The organism is Mesorhizobium sp. M7A.F.Ca.CA.001.08.2.1 (assembly GCF_003998455.1).
Lineage (GTDB): Bacteria > Pseudomonadota > Alphaproteobacteria > Rhizobiales > Rhizobiaceae > Mesorhizobium > Mesorhizobium ciceri.
The window spans coordinates 1-2,055 of the sequence record NZ_RZPW01000948.1 but is presented as its reverse complement, the minus strand read 5'-3'; the positions used below and the strand labels follow the sequence as shown (position 1 = coordinate 2,055).

At 65.0% G+C, this 2,055-nt stretch carries 3 protein-coding genes; 2 read left to right on the top strand and 1 reads right to left on the bottom strand.

Annotated elements, in window-relative coordinates; all coding sequences use genetic code 11:
• Both EN914_RS33325 and EN914_RS33320 read left to right on the top strand, forming a co-directional pair.
• A partial coding sequence (locus tag EN914_RS33325; protein ID WP_164779107.1) for a uracil-DNA glycosylase family protein occupies positions 1-665 on the top strand: 665 nt, incomplete at its 5' end.
• Between the two features lie 54 nt (positions 666-719).
• The gene (locus EN914_RS33320; protein WP_024505278.1) at positions 720-1,532 is read left to right on the top strand and encodes a helix-turn-helix domain-containing protein; all 813 of its coding nucleotides are present in this window, start codon (positions 720-722) and stop codon (positions 1,530-1,532) included.
• Here the strand turns inward: EN914_RS33320 and EN914_RS33315 are convergent.
• The coding region (locus EN914_RS33315) for a DMT family transporter (protein WP_164779106.1) at positions 1,533-2,055 on the bottom strand (523 nt) is incomplete at its 5' end.

Sequence of the window (2,055 nt, the reverse complement as noted above, 5' to 3'; positions counted from 1 at the left end):
GAGCAAATGCACCACCCGTTGCGCGGTCGCCGTCTGCGACGACTGCGGTTCCCGACGAAGCGCAGGCGGCACTTGCCCGCCAATTGGCGACCACAGCAACGACGCTGGACGAGCTTCGCCAGCATATGGCGGCGTTCGAGGGCTGCAATCTCAAGGCCACCGCCAAGAACCTGGTGTTTGCCGACGGCAACCCGGAAGCCGCCGTCATGCTGGTCGGCGAGGCGCCCGGCCGCGACGAGGACATCGAGGGCCTGCCCTTCGTCGGCCGCTCGGGCCGGCTGCTCGACCGCATGCTGGCCGCGATCGGGCTCGACCGCACTTCAGCCTATATCGCCAATGTCATTCCCTGGCGGCCGCCGGGCAATCGCACGCCGACGCCGCACGAAACCGAGATCTGCCGGCCGTTCATCGAACGGCAGATCGAGCTGGTCAATCCCAAGGTGCTGATCAACCTTGGCGGCCCGTCGGCCAAGACCTTGCTCAACACCTCGGAAGGCATATTGCGGCTGCGCGGCAATTGGCGCGTTCACACGACGGCATCCGGCATCGCCATCCCGGCCATGCCGACGCTGCATCCGGCCTATCTCCTGCGAACCCCGTCGCACAAGAAGCTGGCGTGGCGGGATTTCCTCGAAGTGAAGGCAAAGCTGCGAGCGCTCACCTAGCGATAACCTTGCAGGTAATTGAAATGCCGTCCTCACCAGCCTAACCATTCACTCATGACAACAGCCCAAACCTCCGCCGGCAGCCTTATTCGCGAATGGCGCACGCGCCGGCGCATGTCGCAGCTCGACCTCGCCATGGAGGCCGAAATCTCGCAGCGGCATCTGAGCTTCGTCGAAAGCGGCCGCGCCGCGCCCTCGCGCGACATGGTGCTGCATCTGGCCGAGCAATTGTCGATCCCGCTGAGGCAACGCAACCAGTTGCTGCTCGCCGCCGGCTTTGCCCCCAGTTTCGGCGAACGCTCGCTGACCGACACGACAATGGCGCCGGCGATGGCGGCGGTCGAAATCGTGCTCAAGGGCCACGAGCCGTTCCCGGCACTCGCTGTCGACCGCCACTGGAACCTGGTTTCGGCCAACGCCGCCATCGCTCCCTTCCTTGCCGATGTCAGCGAGGCTTCGCTGCTGACGCCGCCGGTCAACGTGCTTCGCCTCAGCCTGCATCCCGGCGGCATCGCGCCACGCATCGTCAATCTTCAGGAATGGCGCACGCATCTGCTCGAGCGCCTGAAACACCAGAATGACGCGAGCGGCGACGCGGTGCTGATCGAACTCGAGCGTGAACTGAGGACTTATCCGTCCGGCCTGAGGAGCAACCGGCCGTCGCCGGTCGAGCCGAACGCCATCGTGCACCCGCTCAGGCTGGCGCATGGCGATCAGGTGCTGTCGTTCATCAGCACCATCACGGTGTTCGGCACGCCGCTCGACGTGACGCTTTCGGAACTGGCGATCGAATCGTTTTTCCCCGCCGATGAACAGACGAGGACGGTGCTGGTTCGGTTGGCGAAGGAACGGGCCGAACGTTCGTAATCACCCTTCAGGCAAAGATGCCTTGCGCGTGCGGGTGCGCTCCAGGCCGAGCTGGCGTTCGCGCCAGATGATGAAGATGCCGGCGGCGACGACGATCAGGCCGCCGACAAGCATATGGAGCGTGGCGACGTCGCCGAAGACGAGATAGCCGACGACGAGGCCTAGGATCATCGAGGTGTATTCGAACGGCGCCACGACCGAGGCTTCGGCATGGCGATAGGCCGCCGTCATCAGGATCTGGCCAAGGCCGCCGCAGAAGCCGGCGGCAACAAGAAGGGCCGCCTGGAGCGGCGTCAGCGCCTGCCAGCCGAATGGCAGCGACAGCAGCGACATGACGCTTGCCGTCACCGAAAACCACAGCACGATGGTCGCCGTGCGCTCGCTTTGCACGAGATTGCGCACCAAGAGCATGGCGACGGCCGAGATCGCCGCCGCGACAAGAGCGGCCATGACGCCAAGCACTTCCTGGTCGTCGAGCGCCTGGTCGGAACTCAGCAGCGTCAGTTCCGGCCAGGAGATGATC

Excerpts from the sequence above, each read along its gene's own strand:
- EN914_RS33320 (WP_024505278.1), top strand. The coding sequence starts at position 720 with ATGACAACAGCCCAAACCTCCGCCGGCAGCCTTATTCGCGAATGGCGC.